The sequence below is a fragment of the Bacillus sp. SRB_331 genome (assembly GCF_003264175.1).
Lineage (GTDB): Bacteria > Bacillota > Bacilli > Bacillales > Bacillaceae_G > Bacillus_A > Bacillus_A mycoides.
In genome coordinates this window covers 97406-118205 of sequence record NZ_NADV01000043.1, presented here as the reverse complement: position 1 = coordinate 118205, position 20800 = coordinate 97406, and the positions used below count along the sequence as shown (strand labels likewise).

At 36.4% G+C, this 20800-nt stretch carries 20 protein-coding genes and 1 other annotated feature; all 20 genes read right to left on the bottom strand.

Annotated elements, in window-relative coordinates; translation table 11 throughout:
• Positions 1 to 71 precede the first annotated feature (71 nt).
• Positions 72 to 296: a binding site (T-box leader), on the bottom strand.
• Between the two features lie 51 nt (positions 297 to 347).
• Positions 348 to 854, bottom strand: a complete 507-nt coding sequence (divIVA, locus tag B5P42_RS25115; protein WP_001131609.1) for a septum site-determining protein DivIVA — start codon at positions 852 to 854, stop codon at positions 348 to 350.
• 89 nt (positions 855 to 943) lie between these two features.
• Positions 944 to 1711, bottom strand: coding sequence for a YlmH family RNA-binding protein (locus tag B5P42_RS25110; protein WP_002033759.1), 768 nt, complete (start codon positions 1709 to 1711; stop codon positions 944 to 946).
• Between the two features lie 15 nt (positions 1712 to 1726).
• Positions 1727 to 1990: a YggT family protein gene (locus B5P42_RS25105; RefSeq protein WP_002014720.1), complete on the bottom strand. Its 264-nt coding sequence runs from the start codon at positions 1988 to 1990 to the stop codon at positions 1727 to 1729.
• Between the two features lie 6 nt (positions 1991 to 1996).
• Positions 1997 to 2467 carry a cell division protein SepF gene (locus tag B5P42_RS25100; RefSeq protein ID WP_002014721.1) on the bottom strand — a complete coding sequence of 157 codons (471 nt, stop codon included), beginning with the start codon at positions 2465 to 2467 and terminating at the stop codon, positions 1997 to 1999.
• A 19-nt stretch (positions 2468 to 2486) separates the two neighbouring features.
• Positions 2487 to 3161: a YggS family pyridoxal phosphate-dependent enzyme gene (locus B5P42_RS25095; RefSeq protein ID WP_002033757.1), complete on the bottom strand. Its 675-nt coding sequence runs from the start codon at positions 3159 to 3161 to the stop codon at positions 2487 to 2489.
• A 5-nt stretch (positions 3162 to 3166) separates the two neighbouring features.
• Entirely contained in the window at positions 3167 to 3976 is an 810-nt protein-coding gene (gene pgeF, locus B5P42_RS25090; protein ID WP_002128855.1) for a peptidoglycan editing factor PgeF, read from the bottom strand.
• Between the two features lie 117 nt (positions 3977 to 4093).
• On the bottom strand, positions 4094 to 4372 hold the full coding sequence (locus B5P42_RS25085) for a YlmC/YmxH family sporulation protein (RefSeq protein ID WP_113735493.1): 279 nt from the start codon (positions 4370 to 4372) through the stop codon (positions 4094 to 4096).
• 293 nt (positions 4373 to 4665) lie between these two features.
• Entirely contained in the window at positions 4666 to 5445 is a 780-nt protein-coding gene (gene sigG / locus B5P42_RS25080; RefSeq protein ID WP_002014725.1) for an RNA polymerase sporulation sigma factor SigG, read from the bottom strand.
• Positions 5446 to 5602: 157 nt separating this feature from the next.
• Positions 5603 to 6322 (bottom strand): RNA polymerase sporulation sigma factor SigE, encoded by a 720-nt coding sequence (sigE, locus tag B5P42_RS25075; RefSeq protein ID WP_002128857.1) that lies wholly within the window; start codon positions 6320 to 6322, stop codon positions 5603 to 5605.
• A gap of 19 nt (positions 6323 to 6341) precedes the next feature.
• Positions 6342 to 7259 carry a sigma-E processing peptidase SpoIIGA gene (gene spoIIGA, locus B5P42_RS25070; protein WP_113735492.1) on the bottom strand — a complete coding sequence of 306 codons (918 nt, stop codon included), beginning with the start codon at positions 7257 to 7259 and terminating at the stop codon, positions 6342 to 6344.
• A gap of 452 nt (positions 7260 to 7711) precedes the next feature.
• Positions 7712 to 8866, bottom strand: coding sequence for a cell division protein FtsZ (gene ftsZ / locus B5P42_RS25065; protein WP_002014730.1), 1155 nt, complete (start codon positions 8864 to 8866; stop codon positions 7712 to 7714).
• A gap of 39 nt (positions 8867 to 8905) precedes the next feature.
• Positions 8906 to 10207 (bottom strand): cell division protein FtsA, encoded by a 1302-nt coding sequence (ftsA, locus tag B5P42_RS25060; RefSeq protein WP_002014731.1) that lies wholly within the window; start codon positions 10205 to 10207, stop codon positions 8906 to 8908.
• A 401-nt stretch (positions 10208 to 10608) separates the two neighbouring features.
• Positions 10609 to 11379: a cell division protein DivIB gene (divIB, locus tag B5P42_RS25055; protein ID WP_002014733.1), complete on the bottom strand. Its 771-nt coding sequence runs from the start codon at positions 11377 to 11379 to the stop codon at positions 10609 to 10611.
• A gap of 98 nt (positions 11380 to 11477) precedes the next feature.
• Positions 11478 to 12383 (bottom strand): UDP-N-acetylmuramate dehydrogenase, encoded by a 906-nt coding sequence (gene murB, locus B5P42_RS25050; protein WP_113735491.1) that lies wholly within the window; start codon positions 12381 to 12383, stop codon positions 11478 to 11480.
• 61 nt (positions 12384 to 12444) lie between these two features.
• Positions 12445 to 13539, bottom strand: coding sequence for an undecaprenyldiphospho-muramoylpentapeptide beta-N-acetylglucosaminyltransferase (murG, locus tag B5P42_RS25045; protein WP_002088269.1), 1095 nt, complete (start codon positions 13537 to 13539; stop codon positions 12445 to 12447).
• Positions 13540 to 13641: 102 nt separating this feature from the next.
• Complete coding sequence (gene spoVE / locus B5P42_RS25040; RefSeq protein ID WP_002014736.1) at positions 13642 to 14733, bottom strand: stage V sporulation protein E; 1092 nt, start codon at positions 14731 to 14733, stop codon at positions 13642 to 13644.
• 89 nt (positions 14734 to 14822) lie between these two features.
• Complete coding sequence (gene murD, locus B5P42_RS25035) at positions 14823 to 16175, bottom strand: UDP-N-acetylmuramoyl-L-alanine--D-glutamate ligase (protein ID WP_002142942.1); 1353 nt, start codon at positions 16173 to 16175, stop codon at positions 14823 to 14825.
• On the bottom strand, positions 16176 to 17150 hold the full coding sequence (gene mraY / locus B5P42_RS25030) for a phospho-N-acetylmuramoyl-pentapeptide-transferase (RefSeq protein ID WP_002014738.1): 975 nt from the start codon (positions 17148 to 17150) through the stop codon (positions 16176 to 16178). It abuts the gene before it with no gap.
• A 22-nt stretch (positions 17151 to 17172) separates the two neighbouring features.
• Positions 17173 to 18648 (bottom strand): UDP-N-acetylmuramoyl-L-alanyl-D-glutamate--2,6-diaminopimelate ligase, encoded by a 1476-nt coding sequence (murE, locus tag B5P42_RS25025; protein ID WP_078177802.1) that lies wholly within the window; start codon positions 18646 to 18648, stop codon positions 17173 to 17175.
• A gap of 210 nt (positions 18649 to 18858) precedes the next feature.
• A complete protein-coding gene (locus tag B5P42_RS25020) occupies positions 18859 to 20775 on the bottom strand; it encodes a stage V sporulation protein D (protein WP_002014741.1) in 1917 nt (638 codons plus the stop codon).
• Positions 20776 to 20800 lie beyond the last annotated feature (25 nt).

Below are 20800 nucleotides of genomic sequence, written 5' to 3'. Positions count from 1 at the left end.
CTCAATTCCTCCTTAAATATATAAACGACAGACCTTAAAAAAGGGAATAAAAAAGAGACCTCTCATCCCCAAAAAGGGACGAGAAAGTCTCCCGCGGTACCACCCTAGTAGACCATATACAAATGCATAAGGTCCTCTTTATATTCTTAACGCGAATATACGCCTACGCTTACTAAATTTGTTCAGCGCGGAACTCCAGGGTGATATTCCCATTATCTCCTTATCCTGAGCTTACACCATCCTCAGTTCGCTATATAAGGTATGAAAAAGGTACTTATCCCTATCTTCGTTTTTCTTAATAAATATGCTGTTTAAAATTATATGTAATAATGAGAAAAACGTCAAGCTTACACTGTTTCTTCTTTTTTCAACAGTTCGTCCACTTCGTCTTCTAATTCAATTAGTTTATCCCAATCATCGTTGTTTAACATTTCAAGTTGTGTTTCTAATAACATACGGAAACGAGTTCGGAATACTTTCGCTTGTTTCTTCAACTCTTCAATATCAAAAGCAACTTTTCTTGATTTCACTAACGCTTCATTAATGATACGATCTGCATTTTTTTCTGCTTCACGTACAATTAATTTTGCTTCTTTTTGTGCATTACGCTTCACTTCTTCAGCAGCTTCTTGTGCGACAATGATAGATTTGTTCAGCGTATCTTCAATATTAGAAAAATGATCTAACTTTCCTTCTAATTGTGCAACCTTTTCTTCTAAAGCTTTTTTCTCACGAATGACTAATTCATAATCTTTGATGATTTGATCAAGAAACTCATTTACTTGATCTTCATCGTAGCCACGAAACCCGCGACCAAATTCTTTGTTATGAATATCTAATGGTGTTAACGGCACAACGCCACCTCCAAGTAGTTATCTAAATTTCCTCTTTCAATTATATCTTTTCTTCGACAAAATAAGAGAATTTCCTTCTAAAAAACCAATCATTTTAGTATACCATACAAAACTCTCCATTTGTCGCGCTTCGTTTTACCTTCTACAGAAAATAATTTACTTCGTCCATACCCTCTAACCGAGAAAACATCCCCTGGAAAACATTCATACGAAGTTTGCTCTACTGTTTTCCAATTGACTTTTACTAAGCCACCTTTTATAAGAGGCTGTACCTTCTGCCTAGATATATGTAGCATTTCAGCTAATAAAACATCTAGACGAAGTGACGAAACAGTCCCAGATTTTTCTCCCCATTTTTCACCTACACGCAAAATTTTCTCTACTTGTATAGGAGAGAGTGTGACTTTCATTTTCCCTATTGATTGTAAGTTCATTTCAATATACGATACAACTTCTTTGGCAACTGCAATTTGGGCACGGTCTTCTTGAAGCAAAATATCACCACATTTTTCCCTTGTTAAACCAAGCGACATGAATGCACCTAATATTTGCCTATGTTCTAGCGTAAAAAACTTGGAAGGATAGTCAATTTCTAATACTTCTACTTGAAATTCCTCTTCATTTAATTCTAGATAATCTGGATAAATTAGTGCTCTTTTCCGTTCGGCTTCAGGCATCGCACCATCAAACCGTACAGCTACATCTCCTTGCCCTATTACCATAGAAACAATTTGTTGCTGTCTTGGATCAAGAAAATCTGTTAACTTGACTTGATGGTACTCAGCAGCCTGTTTCCACTCTAATACTTTATCCACAAAGACCTCTTCATCAGGTCTAAAATGCTCATAGATGCTCATGTATTTAACCTCACACTATAAAAAATAGTTGAATAAACTCACTAAACCACCTCTAGCAAGTTTCAAGGCAACAATAGCAACAAGTGGAGAAATATCAATCATACCAAATGGTGGAATAAACCTCCTAAACGGCTCTAAATACGGTTCGCAAATACGCGCAAGAAAATCTCCAAAAGCTGATTCCTTTGCGCCAGGAAACCATGATAGGAGAATGTAAATAATTAGTGCCCACGAGTAAATCTCGATAGCAGTAAGTAACACTGTTAAAACTGTTGTCATGGCGTATTACCACCTCTTTATATTTGTCTCTTCTTCTTCACCGAATAACTCTGAAATCGCACCAACGATATCAACATTTTCAGGTGTACACATAAATGTTTTCGGGCCTATTTTTTGAATATCCCCGCCTATAGCGTATACAGTACCACTTAAAAAGTCAACGATACGTACAGCTTGATCTGTAGACATTCTTTGCAAATTAATTACAACAGCTCGTCTACCTTTTAAGTGATCCGAAATGCCTTGCGCTTCCGAATATGTACGTGGTTCTAGTAAAACAACTTTTGAAGATTGCTTCGCTGTTTCAATACTCACTACATTTTGCTTCGGTTGCACTTTCGCAAACGGAACATCTTGTTGTTCTGGGGGATCTTGTTGCTTTTTCATGTCTGTTTGCTCCTTTTCATAACTATATTGAGCTGCTTCTTTTTCTTCCGGTGTGTCAAAAAAGAAGTATTTTACTTTTGACCAACTCATAATAACTTTCTCCTTCCTCCTACGCTTTTCCTACTAAAACCGTTCCCAAACGAATATATGTAGCGCCTTCCTCAATTGCAATCGTGTAATCATTTGACATTCCCATTGATAATTCTTTACATGGTGCATGTAATAATTCTAGCTCCTGCACCTCTGTTTGTAGCATGCGCAATTCCTTAAAGCAGCGACGAATCTCTTCCTCTTCTCCTGTAAACGGAGCCATTGTCATTAATCCTACCACTTCAATCTTATCCAATTCTTGCAAACTTTGAATAAAAGAAATTGTTTCTTCTATCGCCAATCCTTGCTTTGATTCTTCAGATGATGTTTTCACTTGAATAAAGCATTTAACTTTCTTATCAGCACGTTTTTGAATTTCTTTTGCAAGCGAAAGACGATCTAATGAATGTAAATAATCAATCTCATTAATGATTTCTTTTACTTTTCTCGTTTGCAATGATCCAATAAAATGCCAATTCACTTTTGAACCGAAATGCTCGTATTTTTGTAAGAAACCTTCATTTCTATTTTCACCTAAATCAATAATTCCTGTTTCAATTACTTCGCTTGTTTTTTCAATCCCTACAGTTTTTGTAACTGCAACGAGCTTAATATCTTTCATCGAACGTCCAGCTCGTACACAAGATTCTTTAATTACTTCGTTTACATCTGCTAAATTCCCTTGCACTGTCACTTACTTCACTCCTCCTTAAAACCTATGAAACTCAACATTCTCCCCGTCTTACCTTGATCACGACGATGAGAGAAAAATAATTGTTCTTCACAGCTTGTACAAAGAGATGACATTACAATATGTTCTTCTTTTATGCCTGCTTGTACACATAATATACGATTAACTTCTTTTAAATTAATTGCATACTGACCATCAGAAATTACTTTATGAGGAACAGATCCGTTTACTACTTGCTGTGCTGCTGTTAATACACGATCATCAACAACATAACAACATGATCCGATTGCAGGACCAATTGCGACATGAATTTCATCACTTGAAACACCTTCTGCATTCCACTTTTGAATCATTTCTTTCGCAATCTCTGTTACAGTCCCTTTCCACCCAGCATGCGCAAGTCCTATCATATCATGTGATGGTGCATAAAAATAGAGCGGAACACAATCAGCGTAACAAGATGTTAAGAGAACATCTTTGTTAGTCGTATAAATGCCATCCGTTTTTGGAATACCGTCTTCATATGAATAAACGCCTTTCCCTTTTTCTTGCAGTCCTACTTTCTCAACATGATGGTCATGAACTTGTTCAGAGCAAATCCATTTTTCTAATGGTTTTTGTAACTTATTCGCTAAAATGCGTCTGTTTTCATGAACATTCTCCACGATATCATTCACATGTAATCCTAAATTCATCGCATGAAAGGAGCCTGTACTTACTCCACCATCTTTTGTCGTAAATCCAACAGTAATGTTTCCAAGTTCTTTCCACGCTTGTAAATACAGTATACCGTCCGCATATTTAAATGGTTCTCTCATAAAGCGACTCCTTTTAATTAAAATAACAGAAAAAAGTATGGTACTTCCTGTCTATTTTACCATACTTTTATTTTTTCATAATGACAACAGAAAAAAAAGAGGAATTTGTAATATTCTTTATGAAATTGTCGGTGTTTGTATTGATTCTGTTACAGAATTAACATGATCTACTTTTACAAGTATGACATCTTCTCCAATTTTCATAATTTGCTCCCAAGGAATCACAAATTCTACTTCCTTCCCAAAGAGTCCAAGCATTCGTGCCTGCTTAGAAATAATAACCGCCCTAATCTTTCCTGTGTCTATATCAATATCAATATCTCCAATATTCCCAAGCCTCTTTCCATCTGAAACATTTACAACATCCTTCATTTGAAACCCCGAAATCCGTATCATATTCATCCTCTCCCTTATATCATGAATCGTAAGTACGCTCTCAAATAAAGTGAAATCTTAATCAGTGGGATTATCCCCATCCCTACTGATTATTAACCCATGCCAATCGGACTTTTACGGGCAGTCCCGCTTCCATCTAACTTTTTACTTCAGCCTAATTTCGAAGCGGATAAACAGTATATAACCGCTACTAATAGAACATCCATTTTATTTTCATTATATGAACCTACCCAATCTACTATGAGCGCAAAATATTATATATAAAAAAGACCTCACCATAACTGGTGAGGACCTTATCCTTGAATCGTCTTATTCATTTGCTTAATAGCAGACTTCTCCAAACGTGATACTTGCGCTTGAGAAATCCCAATTTCTTCGGCAACTTCCATCTGTGTCTTTCCTTGAAAGAAACGTTTTCGAATAATCATTTTTTCACGATCATTTAAACGCTTCATTCCTTCTTTCAACGCCAGTTCTTCAACCCACTGCTCGTCCTTTTGTTTTTCATCCTTTAATTGATCCATAACAAAGATAGGATCTCCTCCATCGTTATAAATCGGTTCAAATAATGAAACCGGATCTTGAATCGCATCTAGCGCAAAAACAATCTCTTCATGTGTCACTTCAAGAACTTTCGCAATATCCATTGCTGTTGGTTCTTTTGAATTTTCAGCAATCAATTTTTCTCTTACTTGCAACGCTTTATACGCAATATCTCGTAATGAGCGAGATACACGAATTGGATTGTTATCACGCAAATATCTGCGTATTTCTCCAATAATCATCGGCACAGCATACGTTGAAAACTTTACATTTTGGCCTAAATCAAAGTTATCAATGGATTTCATAAGTCCAATGCAACCAACTTGAAATAAATCATCAACATATTCTCCTCTGTTATTAAATCTTTGGATGACGCTCAGTACAAGACGTAAGTTTCCATTCACTAATTTCTCTCTGGCGCTTATCTCTCCACTTTGCATTTCACGAAATAATTTACGCATCTCTTCATTTTTTAGTACTGGAAGTTTAGCTGTATCAACACCGCAAATTTCTACTTTGTTTCTCGTCAAAGTGTTCCCTCCTATCGGGAGTTGCTGTACAGTGTAAAGTATTTCCTTTGAAGGGGATTTTATGCATACGGTTTTTCCATCATTTTTCACAAATATCATATTTCCTAATGCACAAAAAAAGAATAAGACCAGTCTAGATACCGACTGGTCTTATTCTTCACACCATTTTATTAAATTCTTTTCGTAATCTTTTTATAATTCTTTTTTCCAAACGAGAAATATAAGACTGTGAAATTCCAAGCATATCAGCCACATCTTTTTGTGTCTTCTCTTCGCCACCAGCGAGTCCAAACCGAAGCTCCATAATTTGTTTTTCACGGTCATTTAATTGATGCAATGCTTTCATTAAAAGATGACGATCTACAGTAGCTTCTAAATCTTTTGTAATAATGTCATCATCTGTACCTAAAACATCTGATAGTAACAGTTCATTTCCGTCCCAATCAATGTTAAGCGGTTCATCAAAAGAAACTTCCGAACGATTTTTATTATTTCGACGCAAATGCATTAAAATTTCATTTTCTATACAACGAGATGCATATGTTGCTAATTTAATTTTCTTTTCTGGATTAAATGTATTCACTGCCTTAATAAGACCAATTGTTCCTATACTAATCAAATCCTCAATATTGATCCCTGTATTTTCAAATTTTCTTGCTATATATACAACAAGCCTTAGGTTACGTTCAATAAGCATCGACCTCGCAGCTTGATCTCCATTTGGTAATTTATTCAAAAGAACTGCCTCTTCTTCTTTCGTTAACGGCGGTGGCAACGCTTCACTTCCACCAATATAATAAATTTCATCGGTCTTAATTCCTAATTTCAGCAATACTTTATACCAAAGGTATACCAAATAAAATTTAAATTTCACCATATTATCCCGCCTCTCATAATTAAGCAATTACCATCTTTTGCGAAATCAACATTTTCGGATGTACAATGCATTGATACTCTCCATTAGTAGATAATTGTTGTGTATTTAATCCAATCAGTACTTTGTTTACAACAACCGAACTACCTTCATGATAAACTCGCACACAATCTGGCTTAATTGCCCATAAAAATTGATTCTCTACTCCTACTGCTCGGAAAGGAATTAAACGTAGTTTCGTCGCCCATCCAGAATCATTTTCTGGTATTTGAGGAATTTCTGTTTTGAAATAAATTTGTTCTGTTAACCAAGCTGGCAAACAATGTTCTAATGATGAAATATGCATAATCATAACGGGTGTTTTCGTTAACGGGTCATAAAGTTGGTTCCCACTATCAATTAGACCTGCTAATTCTAGTTCCTCTCCAGCTAATTGAATTTCCACTTTCACGATTTGATCATAGTGTATCTTTGTGACCTCTACGCTTTCTATACGCTTTTTAGAAAAATAATAAATTACTGGAAAACCAAAAATAACAAATACCCAACTAATTGGATCACCGTAAGAAACTGATTTAGATTGAACTAATCCATTTACCATTTCGTTCGTTTGCAAAAAGTAATGCGTTCCAATTAATCCTCCACCAACCATAAAGGTTACAAAATAGAAAGTAAAAACAGTTTGTGTATAATTTCTAAATGTCGAAAACCCAAATGCTGTATACACAATAAGTAACGAGTACAATAGTTTCATAATTGGATGTGTCATCATAGAAGCAAAAGGCGTAAAGGCGAAAATAACAATAGTTGAACCTATAAATGCCCCTAACACAAGCCTCCATCTTTTGATTCTCTTTTTTAACACGGTGGCTGTTAATAAAAGTAAAAGAAAATCAATGCAGGCGTTTAACAACCAGACAATGTCGGCGTAAACAACCAAACAATTCACCTCTTTTTTTAAGTTGAGACTAGTATAATGCATATCCAATAGGAAAGTGTGTCAATTGGTGGAGGGATTTTTTTGTTATTTTGTGATTTCTAGACATAATCTGTCGGTAAAAAATAAAAGTGTATTTTTCATAGAATAATATAAATTTTTTACTTGTATACATAATAATTGAATTATATATATACAAAGTTTATCTTGCTATTTGCGGGCAGTAAGACCCTGCCTCAAAATTCAGCTATAAAAAAGGACAGAAGTTAAGTGGGAGTCGGGCTAACAATCATTTTTGGATGAACACCCCCGACTAATTAAAGTTTCAATTTATCACAGCTTATGGCTTAAAAATAGGACTGGGCTCTCCATATGCAAAATAATAAAAAAGATCTGCTTAGCAGATCTTTTCCATTTAGACAACAAAAAAAAGGAGCATGAAAGCTCCTTTTCTTTTATCGTCTACGACGGTTACGTAAGAATGCTGGAATATCGATGTCATCTGAATCTGTATGACGATCATGCACAACCGGCTCTTCACGTTTCATTTCACGCTTAACTTCACGTTGTTTTGAAGGTTGAGCTACTGGTTGTTGTTGCTGTTGTGTGTGATTCGCAGTCGGACGGATAATTGGTTTTGGTGGTTGTGTCGAAGCACTATCATCAAAACCAGTTGCAATTACAGTGACAACGATATCATCTTTTAATCCTTCATTAATAACAGAACCGAAGATCATATTTACTTCTGGATCCGAAGCTGAAGCTACAATGTCTGCTGCTTCTTGTACTTCATATAAACTTAAGTTTGCGCCGCCCGTAATGTTCATAATAACACCTTGAGCTCCATCAATAGATGTTTCTAGTAATGGACTAGAAATCGCTTTTTTCGCAGCTTCAGCAGCACGATTTTCACCATTACCAGAACCGATACCCATTAAAGCAGAACCTCTATTAGACATAATTGTTTTTACGTCTGCAAAGTCTAAGTTAATTAGACCTGGTGTAGCAATTAAATCAGAAATACCTTGAACACCTTGACGTAATACGTTATCTGCTTCACGGAACGCTTCTAACATTGGCGTATTTTTATCAACAATCTCTAATAAGCGATCATTTGGAATTACGATAAGTGTATCTACATTTTCTTTAAATGACGCAATACCAGATGCAGCTTGAGTTGCACGTTTACGCCCTTCAAATGTAAATGGACGTGTTACAACACCAACTGTTAACGCGCCTAGTTCTTTTGCAACTTGAGCAACAACTGGAGCTGCACCAGTTCCAGTTCCGCCGCCCATACCAGCAGTTACGAAGACCATATCCGCGCCACGAAGCGCTTCTTGAATCTGTTCTTTACTTTCTTCTGCAGCTTTTTTCCCTACTTCAGGGTTTGCGCCTGCACCAAGTCCACGCGTTAATTTTCCACCAATTTGCATTTTCGTTTCAGCTTTTGATAGATTTAATGCTTGTGCATCAGTATTCACAGCGATAAAGTCTACACCTTGTACACCGTGTTCAATCATACGGTTTACAGCGTTGTTTCCGCCACCGCCGACACCGATAACTTTTATATTCGCTAATTGATCTTGAGTAGTATCAAACTCTAACATGTCGAAATCCCCCTAGAACCTCATTTTTCGTGTCCAATTTTAATCCCATAAATAACGGAATGCACGTTTTACTTTTGACATCATGCGGTCATCATTTTGATTAGTATTGTTTTGATTACGAGTTTTTTGTTTCGCAGGTTGCTGTTGTACCGGCATTGGTGCTGGTACTGGTTCAAAATGTTCTTGCTTTTCCTGCACATTTTTCCCACGTAATTTAGCTTTTTGATAAGAATGTTTAATTAATCCAACTCCACTTGTATATTGAGGCTCACGAACACCAATATAATCAGGAGTTGCTATACGAACATTTTCATGTAAAATATCGTATGCAAGATCAAGAACACCTGGCATAGAAGCTATCCCACCAGTTAGTACATATCCAGAAGCAGCTTGCTTTACTCCTAACTTATGCACTTCATCTTGAACAAACATTAAAATTTCCTCTACACGAGCCTCTATTATATCCGATAATTCCAACTGAGAATATTGTTCTGTTTGATCGCTTCCCATAATAGGAACCGTAAACATCTCTTCTTCAGATGCTGTATCATAAAAAGCATGTCCATATTTCAGCTTAATTTGATCTGCATTTTCTGTTGAAGTTTTCAGCCCAATCGCTATATCCTTCGTTATATGATCTCCACCTAATGGCAATACGCTCGTTGCTTGCAACTCTCCATCTTTAAAAATAGATAAGGTTGTAGATCCTCCGCCCATATCAACAAGGGCTACCCCTCTATTTCTTTCATCCGAAGATAACGCAACTGTCGCTGCCGCTAAAGGTTGCAGACAAATATCAACAATTTCAAGACCTGCTTTTTCTACACAACGAAGTAGGTTATGTAGTAAAGTTCTCGAGCCTGTAATAAGTGTACCTTCCATTTCTAATCTTACACCGATCATCCCGCGTGGATCGTTAATCTCGTCAAGACCGTCTACAATGAACTGTCGAGGTACCACATCAATAAATTCACGTTCAGGAGCAATTGACACAACTTGCGCTGCATCTAGAACGCGTAAGACATCTTCATTCCCGATTTCACGATCTTCATTTGAAACAGCGACTACTCCGTGACACGGGAGCAACTGTACCTGGTTTGCATTGACACCTACTACAACTTGCTCAATGTGGATACCCACCATGCGCTCAGCTTGTTCAATTGCTTTTTTAATTGATCGAACAGTTTCATCTATATCAACTATCGATCCCTTTTTCAAACCATTTGATTTTACGTTTCCAACACCAATAATGTTTAAGCTATCATTAACCATTTCACCAATGATAACTTTAACATTGGATGTACCGATGTCAAGACTAACATATATTTCATTGCTGTTCATTCTTTGGCACCTCCTTCTTTATTTATACCATACAACTCAATATATGGAACAACAATCGCAACTTTACTATTTATAAGAAAAATATTCAACGTCTTTGTACGTTTCCCTTTTTTAACCCTATATTTTTCTTATTTTTATTTAACATTCATTTAAGAATATCGCAGTAACCTGTGAATAACTGCTCTATCTTGAAATAATTATATTTCAAGTGTAAAGATTACCGCCAAGTATAAGTCTACACTAAGATGTACTTGTAGAAAAGTGAAACTTGTACCAATCCTAGTATGAATCTAAGAAAATTTACATTTTTTTCATCAAATTAAGCATTCTTGCAAATTAGCATCCATATAAAAGAACGTTTGTTTCATTTCATACGTAATAACGCAGTAAAAACTATCATTCTATTCTTTCTTTTCTTCAGCACCTAGTTCCTTCGTATATGCACCCACTTCTAAGTCAATTAAAACCTTCTTACCAGGTTCAATTGTTTTTAAAATAAGTGGATAAGCTTCCATTCGCTTTGCGAAATTTTGAATAGTGGTGCTCACTTCATATCCTTCATTCATATATAAAGTAAGATGATCTTCATTTGCGTTCGTTGGTGTATAACGAATTTCAGAAATAGACCTTAAAATAGTTGGCGTTAATTTTTCTAGTTCTGCAATTAATTCCTTCATTTTTTCCTCTTTAAATGGTTCAAAAATTGGTGCTGCAACTGGAAGCTTTCCGTTCGGAAGTACATCGAGTGTTTTCCCATTTTCTAATAACGGTTGTAATTTCCCATCTTTGTTTATATAGCCAATTGTTAAATATTCTTCGATATGAACATCAATTTTGTTTGGGAAACGTTTTTTTACATTTACCTCTTTAATTTCTTTTCGTTTCGTTAAGTTTTCTTCTGCTTTATGTGCTGTTACTCGGAAATAACTCGTATCATATGTCACACCTGATTCCTTCATAACTTGTTCATCTGTCATATAATGATTTCCAAAGACACTTATCTTTTTTATATTACTAAGCGGAGACCGAAAATAAATTAAAAAGAGTACTAATAAAAATAAAATCGATATGTATAAAATTAACCGATGATTAACAGGTTTCTTATTTTTTTTATTTTGATTCTTTAATTTTGGTACACGATCTTGTAGTTTAATCACTTTACTATTTTTCATGTACGATCCCCCTATGTAACATAAAGAACGGCATGTTCCTCATGCCGTTCTTATCTTCTTATTATAACATAAATGATAATGAGCGGAACGAACAACCGTTATCTTCCAATTATTTCTACTTCTGTATGCATATCAACACCAAATTTATCTTTAATTGTACGCTTTACCAATGCGATTAAGTCTAATACATCTTGCGCTGAGGCCACACCAGTATTAACAATAAAATTCCCATGCATTTCAGAAATTTGAGCTCCACCTATTGTATAACCACGAAGCCCTAATTTTTCTATTAAATCTCCTGCAAAATAGGGGACTGGATTTCGAAATATACTTCCTGCACAAGGGTGATTCCAAGGCTGCGTTTCACGGCGATACTCTTTATTCTTTTGCATGCTTCTTACAATTCCCTCGCGTTCGCCTACCTCTAATTGGAATTCAGCTTCCAAAACAATACCAGGGCGTTTCATTTGCAATACAGATGTGCGATAAGAAAAGCCCATTTCGGTATTCGTCAACCAATTAATTGTTCCATTGTCAAACAAAATACGAGCTTTCGTTAATACACTCGATATGTCGGACTTATGAGCGCCTGCATTCATATACACTGCACCGCCAACACTTCCTGGAATACCACTTGCAAATTCCAGGCCCGCTAATCCCTGTCGACTAAGTAAAGTTGACAATTTAATAAGGGGATATCCAGCACCGACTCTTACTCTATGTTTTTCGACTTCTAAATGGTCTAATCCTTCTCCTAAACGAATAACCACACCTTCTATACCTTGATCAGATACGAGAAGATTTGAACCACGACCAATTGCAGTCCACCTTGTCTTGTACTTCTTTACTAACTCTAGAGTCTTCTCAATACCAGCAACATGCTTCGGTACAATTAAAATATCAGCTGGTCCGCCTATTTTCATAGTCGTGTAACGCGCTAACGGTTCATTAACTAACACGCGACCAACATTTGCTTCTAAAAGCTCTTTTACTAATTGTTCCATAGACAATCTCCCCCATATCAAGTCTCCTTATTACAGTAATATGCAGGGCGTTCACCTAATGTTATTTTTTAATAAGCTTGTTCATTACTTCATATAGCTTATTTGCTGCATCTGGAATACCAAGTTGCTTAGTAGCCAGTTTCATATTTTGTAATGTTTGTGTATCCAATAAAATCTCATCAATGTCACGAATAAGCGTTTCAGATGTTAAATCTTTTTCAAGTAGCATTTTAGCTGCTCCTTTATCAACAACTGATCGTGCATTTTTTTCTTGATGGTTATTTGTTACGTACGGACTTGGAATTAATACACTCGGCTTTCCTAACGCTGTTAATTCTGCAAGCGTTGTAGCCCCTGCCCTTGAAACAACAAGATCTACACCCGTCAGTACCTCTGGCATATTATGAATAAAAGGTTTAATAATAACATTATTCGGATTCCCTTTTTGTTTCACAGCTTCCATAACTTTATCATAATGTACTTCGCCTGTTACATATAATACTTCGTAACTTTTATTCCCAAATTGTTCAATCGCTTCTACAAAAGCATCGTTAATCGGTCTAGCCCCGCGGCTCCCACCAAAAATAAGCACGGATTTTTTAGAAAGGGATAGTCCTACCGAACGTTTTCCTTTCATTCCATTTTGGTCCATTACTTCTGATGCACGTGGATTACCTGTCATAACCACTTTTGACTGTGGAAAATGTTCTGCAGCTGCTTCAAAACAAACTGCAACTTTATCGACATAACGACTTAAAAATTTATTCGTTACACCAGGTACACTATTTTGTTCATGGACAATAGTCGGAATACCTAATTTAGCCGCAGCATATACAACTGGCCCACATACGTATCCACCCGTACCAATCACAATATCAGGGTTAAAACGACGAATATATCGTTTACTATCTTGAACACCTTTTAGGAAACGCATCACGGTTTTTACATTATCAAGAGATATTTTTCGTTTAAATCCACTTATAACAATAGATTGGAACGGAATACCCGCTTTCGGTACGATGGTACTCTCTAATCCATTCTCTGTACCAATGTATAAAAATCTTGCTTCCGGATTTAGTTTTTTTATTTCTCTAATTAAAGCAAGAGCTGGATAAATATGTCCTCCAGTACCCCCACCACTTACTAATACTCGCACTACTGATTCCTCCACTTCCCTGTTCTTATTCAATCGTATTTATTTCTATATACATATTGTATTTTCACACACACACGAAAAACCCTGTCTTTTAAACAGGGTTTAATAGCGAGAATGGCGACTTATATTCAATAATACACCTACTGCCATTAACATTAAGGTCAAACTTGATCCACCATAACTTAAAAATGGCAAAGTAATACCGGTAACAGGCATCAGTCCTGTTACAACACCAACATTAATCATTACTTGAATCGCAATCATCGCCACAATACCTACTGCTAAAAACGTACCATATAAATCTGGCGCTCCTAATGCTATACGAATCCCACGCCATAATAATAGACTAAATAATAATAACACAAATGAACCACCAATAAAACCTAATTCCTCGGATAAGATTGCAAATATAAAGTCTGTTTGTGGTTCAGGTAAATAAAGAAATTTTTGTCTACTTTGTCCAAGTCCAAGCCCAAATAAACCACCAGGTCCAATTGCGAGTAACGATTGGATAATTTGAAATCCACTTCCGAGCGGATCCGACCACGGATCTAAATATGATGTGATGCGTTTCATTCGATATGGCGCTGATGCAATTAACCCTACAAATCCCGCTGCACCAAGCAAACCAAACATTGCAAAGTGAAAGACCCTTGCTCCCGAAATAAATATCATAATAATACATGTCCCAATCATTACCGTTCCCGTACCAAGATCTGGCTGTAACATAATTATCCCAAAAGCAAGAAATACAAAACTAAGAGCCGGTAGTAAACCTCGTTTAAAAGATGTAATTAATTTTTGTCGTTCCGCTAAAAATTTTGCTAAGAAAATAATCATCGCGAATTTCATAAACTCTGACGGTTGGATAGAAAATGCCCCGATTCCAATCCAACTTCGCGCCCCTCCACGAACGAGACCTACTCCAGGAATAAGAACGAGAATAAGAAGAACGAAACAAACTAGTAAAATTACTTTTGAATACGTACGCCATACCCAATAATCAATTTTCATCAGAAAAAACATAGCTACTACCCCAAGACTTGCAAATAACAATTGTCTTTTTGCAAAAAAGAATGAATCCCCCATTTTATAAGAGGCCCAAACCGCACTCGCACTATAAACCATAATCATTCCGATTGTTAACAACGCAAGTGTAACGATGATGAGAATAAAATCAGGCGTTTTCTTCATTACCCATGAACACCACCTCTTTGGGCAGAACCTTTGCCCTATGTAACAAAACATCAGTAGGTGTTAGCCTACTGATGTTTTGATTTACTTTATATAAGTTTATGCACAGCTTGTATAAAAATGTCTCCTCTTTCTTCAAATGTTTTAAATTGATCCCAGCTTGCACATGCTGGTGAAAGAAGAATTACATCACCATCGGTAGAATGAGCATAAGCTTTCACTACTGCATCATCTAAAGTATCGACACTTTCAATTACATCTAATCCTGCTTTTTCTGCCGCTCTTACTAATTTTGGTGCAGTTTGTCCAAATGTCACAATCGCTTTGACATGTTTAAAATATGGAATTAAATCATCAAATTCATTACCACGATCAAGTCCACCAGCCAATAATACAATCGGTTGTGTAAATGCAGATAATGCTTTTTCTGTCGCTAGCATATTCGTCGCTTTTGAATCATTATAAAATTTACGATTATTAATCGTTGTTACATATTCTAAGCGATGTTTTACACCTGTAAAACTTTTTAACACAGCAGTAATTGCTTCATTAGAAACACCTAGTAATTTAGCAATACTCATTGCTGCTAAAATATTTTCTAAATTGTGCTTACCAGGTAAAACAATATCACTTACTTTAACTACTTTTTCGCCTTTAAAATAAAGAGCGTTATCTTTTATATACGCACCATCTTCAATTTCTTTCGTCGTCGAAAATAATACTTTCTGTCCTTTACTATATGCCGATAACGCCATGACATCTGCATCATCTGCGTTAATTATACTATAATCTGCTTCAGTTTGGTTTTTGAAAATATTCGCTTTCGCCAAACCATACTCTTTCTTCGTCCCGTGATAATCTAAATGCGCTTCAAATAAATTTAAAAAGGCTGCAATTTTTGGTTGGAACGATTCCACTCCCATCAATTGAAACGATGAAAGTTCCGTAACGACAACTTCATTTTCCTTCGCCAATTGTGCAACTTCACAAGCTACAGTACCTATATTCCCCGCAATAACTGGGTGCTTTTGTCCTTCTTTTAACATTTCAAACGTTAACATTGTCGTTGTTGTTTTACCGTTAGATCCCGTAATCCCAACAAACGGTGCTGCTGAAATGGAATATGCTAATTCAACCTCAGTTACAATTGGAATTTGTTTTTCTTTCGCCGCCACTAAGAGTGGATTAGAATATGGAATTCCTGGATTTTTTACGACAAGTGAAATGTTTCTCTCCAGCAATTCTAATGGATGCCCACCACACACAACATCCATTCCTTCCGCTTGTAACTCAGCTGCAAGCACATTACCCGCTAATGGTTTCCCATCATTTACAATGACGTTTGCCCCTAACTTTTTTAATAAAGTAGCTGCTGCATAACCACTTTTAGCAATACCTAATACAAGAACATTTTTATTTTGATATTCAGTTACAGTTTTCAATTACATCCACACCCCGATATAAATTCCTAGCACAGCTAATAAAAATCCTACAGACCAAAACGTTACAACAACGCGCCACTCTGACCAACCACATAATTCATAATGATGATGTAATGGACTCATTTTAAAAACACGCTTTCCTGTTGTTTTGAACGAAATAACTTGGATAATAACAGATAAAGTTTCCGCTACGAATACACCGCCAATAATAACGAGTAACAATTCTTGTTTTAACAAAATCGCTACAGCTGCGATAGCACCACCTAAAGCTAGAGAACCAGTATCCCCCATAAATACTTTCGCTGGATTCGCATTGAATACTAAAAAGCCAAGTACAGCTCCTACGACTGCCATACAGAAAATCGCTACCCCAAATTGTTCTTGAGCTACAGCAATAATACTAAATGCTCCGAATGCAATAGCAGCTGTTCCTGATAATAAACCATCTAAACCATCTGTTAAATTAACCGCATTTGATCCACCAATAAGCATAAATAATACGAGAACAAAATACGCCCAGCCTAATTCAAATTTAACATCGGTTCCTGGAATCATGATATACGTGTGAAATGCTTGCCCTTTTCCAATTAAAAAGAACGCAATAGCAATTACAAGCTGACCAATCAATTTTTGTTTTGATGTTAAACCAAGATTTCTTTTCTTTACTACTTTTATGTAGTCATCTAAAAATCCGATTAATCCGTACCCAAATGTAACTAATAATAACAATGATACTTCTGCACCTAAATTGTTAAATTTAATCGCCATAATAAGCGTAGTCACCATCATAGATACATATATGACAATACCACCCATCGTTGGTGTCCCTGATTTCTTTTGATGTGACTTCGGTCCTTCGTCACGAATACTCTGTCCGAACTTTAACTTTCTTAAAAATGGAATAAATAATGGCGAAAGGGCAACAGAAATTAAAAATGCTACCCCAGCCGTTACTAATAAACCTTGTTCAAGCACATGTAGTCCTCCTCTCATGCTGTTACACTTCGTTGTTTAAACGCTCCGTGATTGCTTCTTTAGCAACTTCACGATCGTCAAAATGATGAACTTCTTTACCAATAATTTGATACGTTTCATGCCCTTTACCAGCAATAATAATAATATCTTCTGCTTTTACTTTCGAGATAGCGGAACGTATCGCTTCTTTTCGATCGACAATTACTTCATAATTATTCCCATTCACATCATTTACCATATCATCTAAAATAGCCTTCGGATCTTCACTTCTTGGATTATCTGATGTATAAATTGCATGAGTTGCATATTCGGTTGCGACACTTGCCATTATTGGTCTTTTCGTTCTATCTCTATCACCACCGCAACCAACGATACAATATACATCGCCTTTTGCAAACTGTTTTGCTGTTTTTAGTACGTTCTCTAAGCTATCAGGTGTATGCGCATAGTCAACAATAACTGTGTAATTTTGTCCACCATCTACAACTTCAAAACGTCCAGGAACGCCAGCAAGCTCTTTAATTACATCAATAATTGTTTGTAAGCTCACTCCTGAAACAAGACCTGCTGCTGTAGCAGCTAACACGTTGTATACATTAAACTTACCAATTAATTTCATCGTAACATTTACAGTTTCATACGGTGTTACAAGTGTAAATGTTGTACCGCCACTCGTCATTACGATATCTCGTGCCATAATGTCGCTTGCAACATCTATACCGTATGTTACAACAGTAGCTGCTGTACTTCTCATATACTCTTCTGCTACTGAATCATCACTGTTTAATATAGCGTATTTTTCACGATTATGATGATAACTATTGCCAAGCTGTGCGAAAAGCAACCCTTTCGCATGTTTATATTCTTCCATCGTTTTATGATAGTCTAAATGATCTTGTGTTAAATTCGTAAATACTGCAACATCATAATCGCACCCGTGTACACGGCCAAGATCTAAAGCATGAGACGAAACTTCCATTACTGTGCTATCCACACCTTGTTCAACCATTTTTGAAAATGTCTGTTGAAGTGTTAGTGCATCTGGTGTTGTATTTTTCACCTCAAATGTTTCATCACCGATTTTCATATTAATCGTTCCAATTAGCCCTGTTTTATGACCATGTGCGCGCATAATTTCATCCATAATATGCGATGTTGTTGTCTTTCCATTTGTACCTGTAATACCGATTAAATGTAACTTGTGTGTTGGTTGACCATAAAAATAATCAGCTAAAACCGCTAGCGAACGAAAAGTATTTTTCACAAGTACAACTGGAACGTCAACATCAATTGGTCTTTCCGCAACAATAGCAGCCGCTCCTTGTGCGGCTGCTTGCTTAGCAAAGTCATGGCTATCAACCGTATATCCTTTCATACATATAAATAAGCTTCCCTCTTTCACTTTACGTGAATCCGCTTCAATAGATGTTATTTCTGGATTTTCTGTTGGAACAACTGGAAAATCATGCAAACATGATACAAGTGTATGCAACTTCATTTCACTAAACCCTCTCTACATTGTTTATTTATCTCTTATTTTAGCAAGTAACACGTTACCTCCTAGTTATATAAAAATAGGAGGTAAGTGCTACTATAGTCTAATCAATAGATTTATTTATTAATGAGACACTTATCGTCTCAAGTAAAGCAATTTTTCTATAAAGAACTCACTTCCACCAATTGTACCATAAAACACAATCAGTTACCTTTAATTCCCGAAGTAAATTCTAACTTTTGAACCCTCTTTTACTTTAGCTCCTGCTTCTGGTGATTGTTTAATTACTTTCCCACCATCACCACTTATATCAAGCTTCAAGTCTACAAGTTGCGTTTGTAAATCTTTCTTTTTCATACCAATTAAATTAGGAACTTCCACAGTTGGTGTATCGCCCCATTTATATTCTTTCTCAACTTGCTCTTTTCTCGGTTCCACTCCCATTACAGGAAGTGCGTCACGAAGAATATTCCCAACAATAGGTGCTGCTACAACTCCACCAAATTGAGTGACTCCTTTTGGATTATCCACTGCTACATAAACAACAATTTGCGGATCGTCAGCTGGAGCAAAACCGATAAATGATACAATATAGTTATTATCTAAATATTTTCCATCTTTCACCTTTTGAGCAGTTCCAGTTTTTCCACCTACACGATATCCATCAATATAAGCCCCTTTACCCGAACCTTTCGCTACAACATTCTCTAATGCGTAACGAACTTTCTCTGAAGTTTCCTTGGAAATAACTTCCCTTTTCGCAACAGGTGTCTTTTTGCTGACAACTTGATTATTCTTCGGATCAATAAATTCCTTCGCTATATATGGCTGATACAAAGTTCCACCATTTACAGCGGCCGCTACAGCTGCTACTTGTTGAATCGGTGTAACAGAAACACCTTGCCCAAATGAAGTCGTCGCTTGCTCGACTGGACCAACTTTATCTAAATTAAATAAAATACCGCTACCTTCACCTTGTAAATCAATTCCGGTCTTCTGTCCAAACCCGAAATTGCGAATGTATTTAAACAATCGATCTTTACCAAGACGATCACCGAGTTCAATAAATCCTGGGTTACAAGAGTTTTGAACTACCTCTAAAAACGTTTGGCTACCATGGCCTCCAGCTTTCCAACACCGCAATCTAGCTCCACCAACTTCAGCTGCCCCATCATCATAAAATGTATCTTTCTCTAAGTCTACTAAATTTTCATTCAAGGCTGCAGCTAATGTAATAATCTTAAATGTTGACCCCGGCTCATACGTACTCCATACAGGTAAGTTTCTGTTATATACTTCCGGAGAAACACTTTGGAAATCTGCTGGATCAAAACTTGGTCGACTTGACATACCTAAAATTTCACCATTTTTCGGATTCATTGCAATTGCTATCATACCATCAGGGTTATACGTTGATTCCGCAATATTCATTTCTCTTTCCATAATCCTCGTAATGCGTGAATCAATTGTTAATCCTAAATTCAAGCCGGCTTCTGGTTTTTTGAAATCATCTCCAACGTTAGGCATTCTCTGTCCTTTCGCGTCTGCAAAAAATCGCACATGACCTTTATCACCATTTAGCTCTTTATCATAATATTTCTCTAGTCCCATAAGCCCTTGATTATCACTGCCCGCAAATCCTAATACGTGTGATAAAAAATTACCGAATGGATAGTACCGGATAGAATCCTCTGCGATGTACACACCCTTTAAACTTAATCCGCGTACTTCTTTCGCTTTGTCATGCGATATTTTCCTTCCGCCTTTATCAAGCCTTACAATCGATTCTTTTTTTGTAATCCGCTTATAAACATCATCTTTTTCCACACCTAATACTGCAGCTAACTTCTCTGCAGTCTCTGCTGGTTTTTCAATTTGCCTCGGCACAACAAAGACGGTCGGTGCACTTTTATTCGTAGCAAGCTCCACACCATTTCGATCTAAAATTTTCCCTCGCTCTGGTTCAAAAGTAATATTACGACTCCATGAATCCTTCGCACGATCCGTTAACATATTTCCAAGAAAAAATTGCACATATCCAAGACGAATATCGATAATGGTGAAAATGAGTATACCCGATATAAGTATAAAAATAAGTCGTTTTCTAACTGTTACATTTGATACACGCATATTGGAACAAGCCTCCCTTACGCCT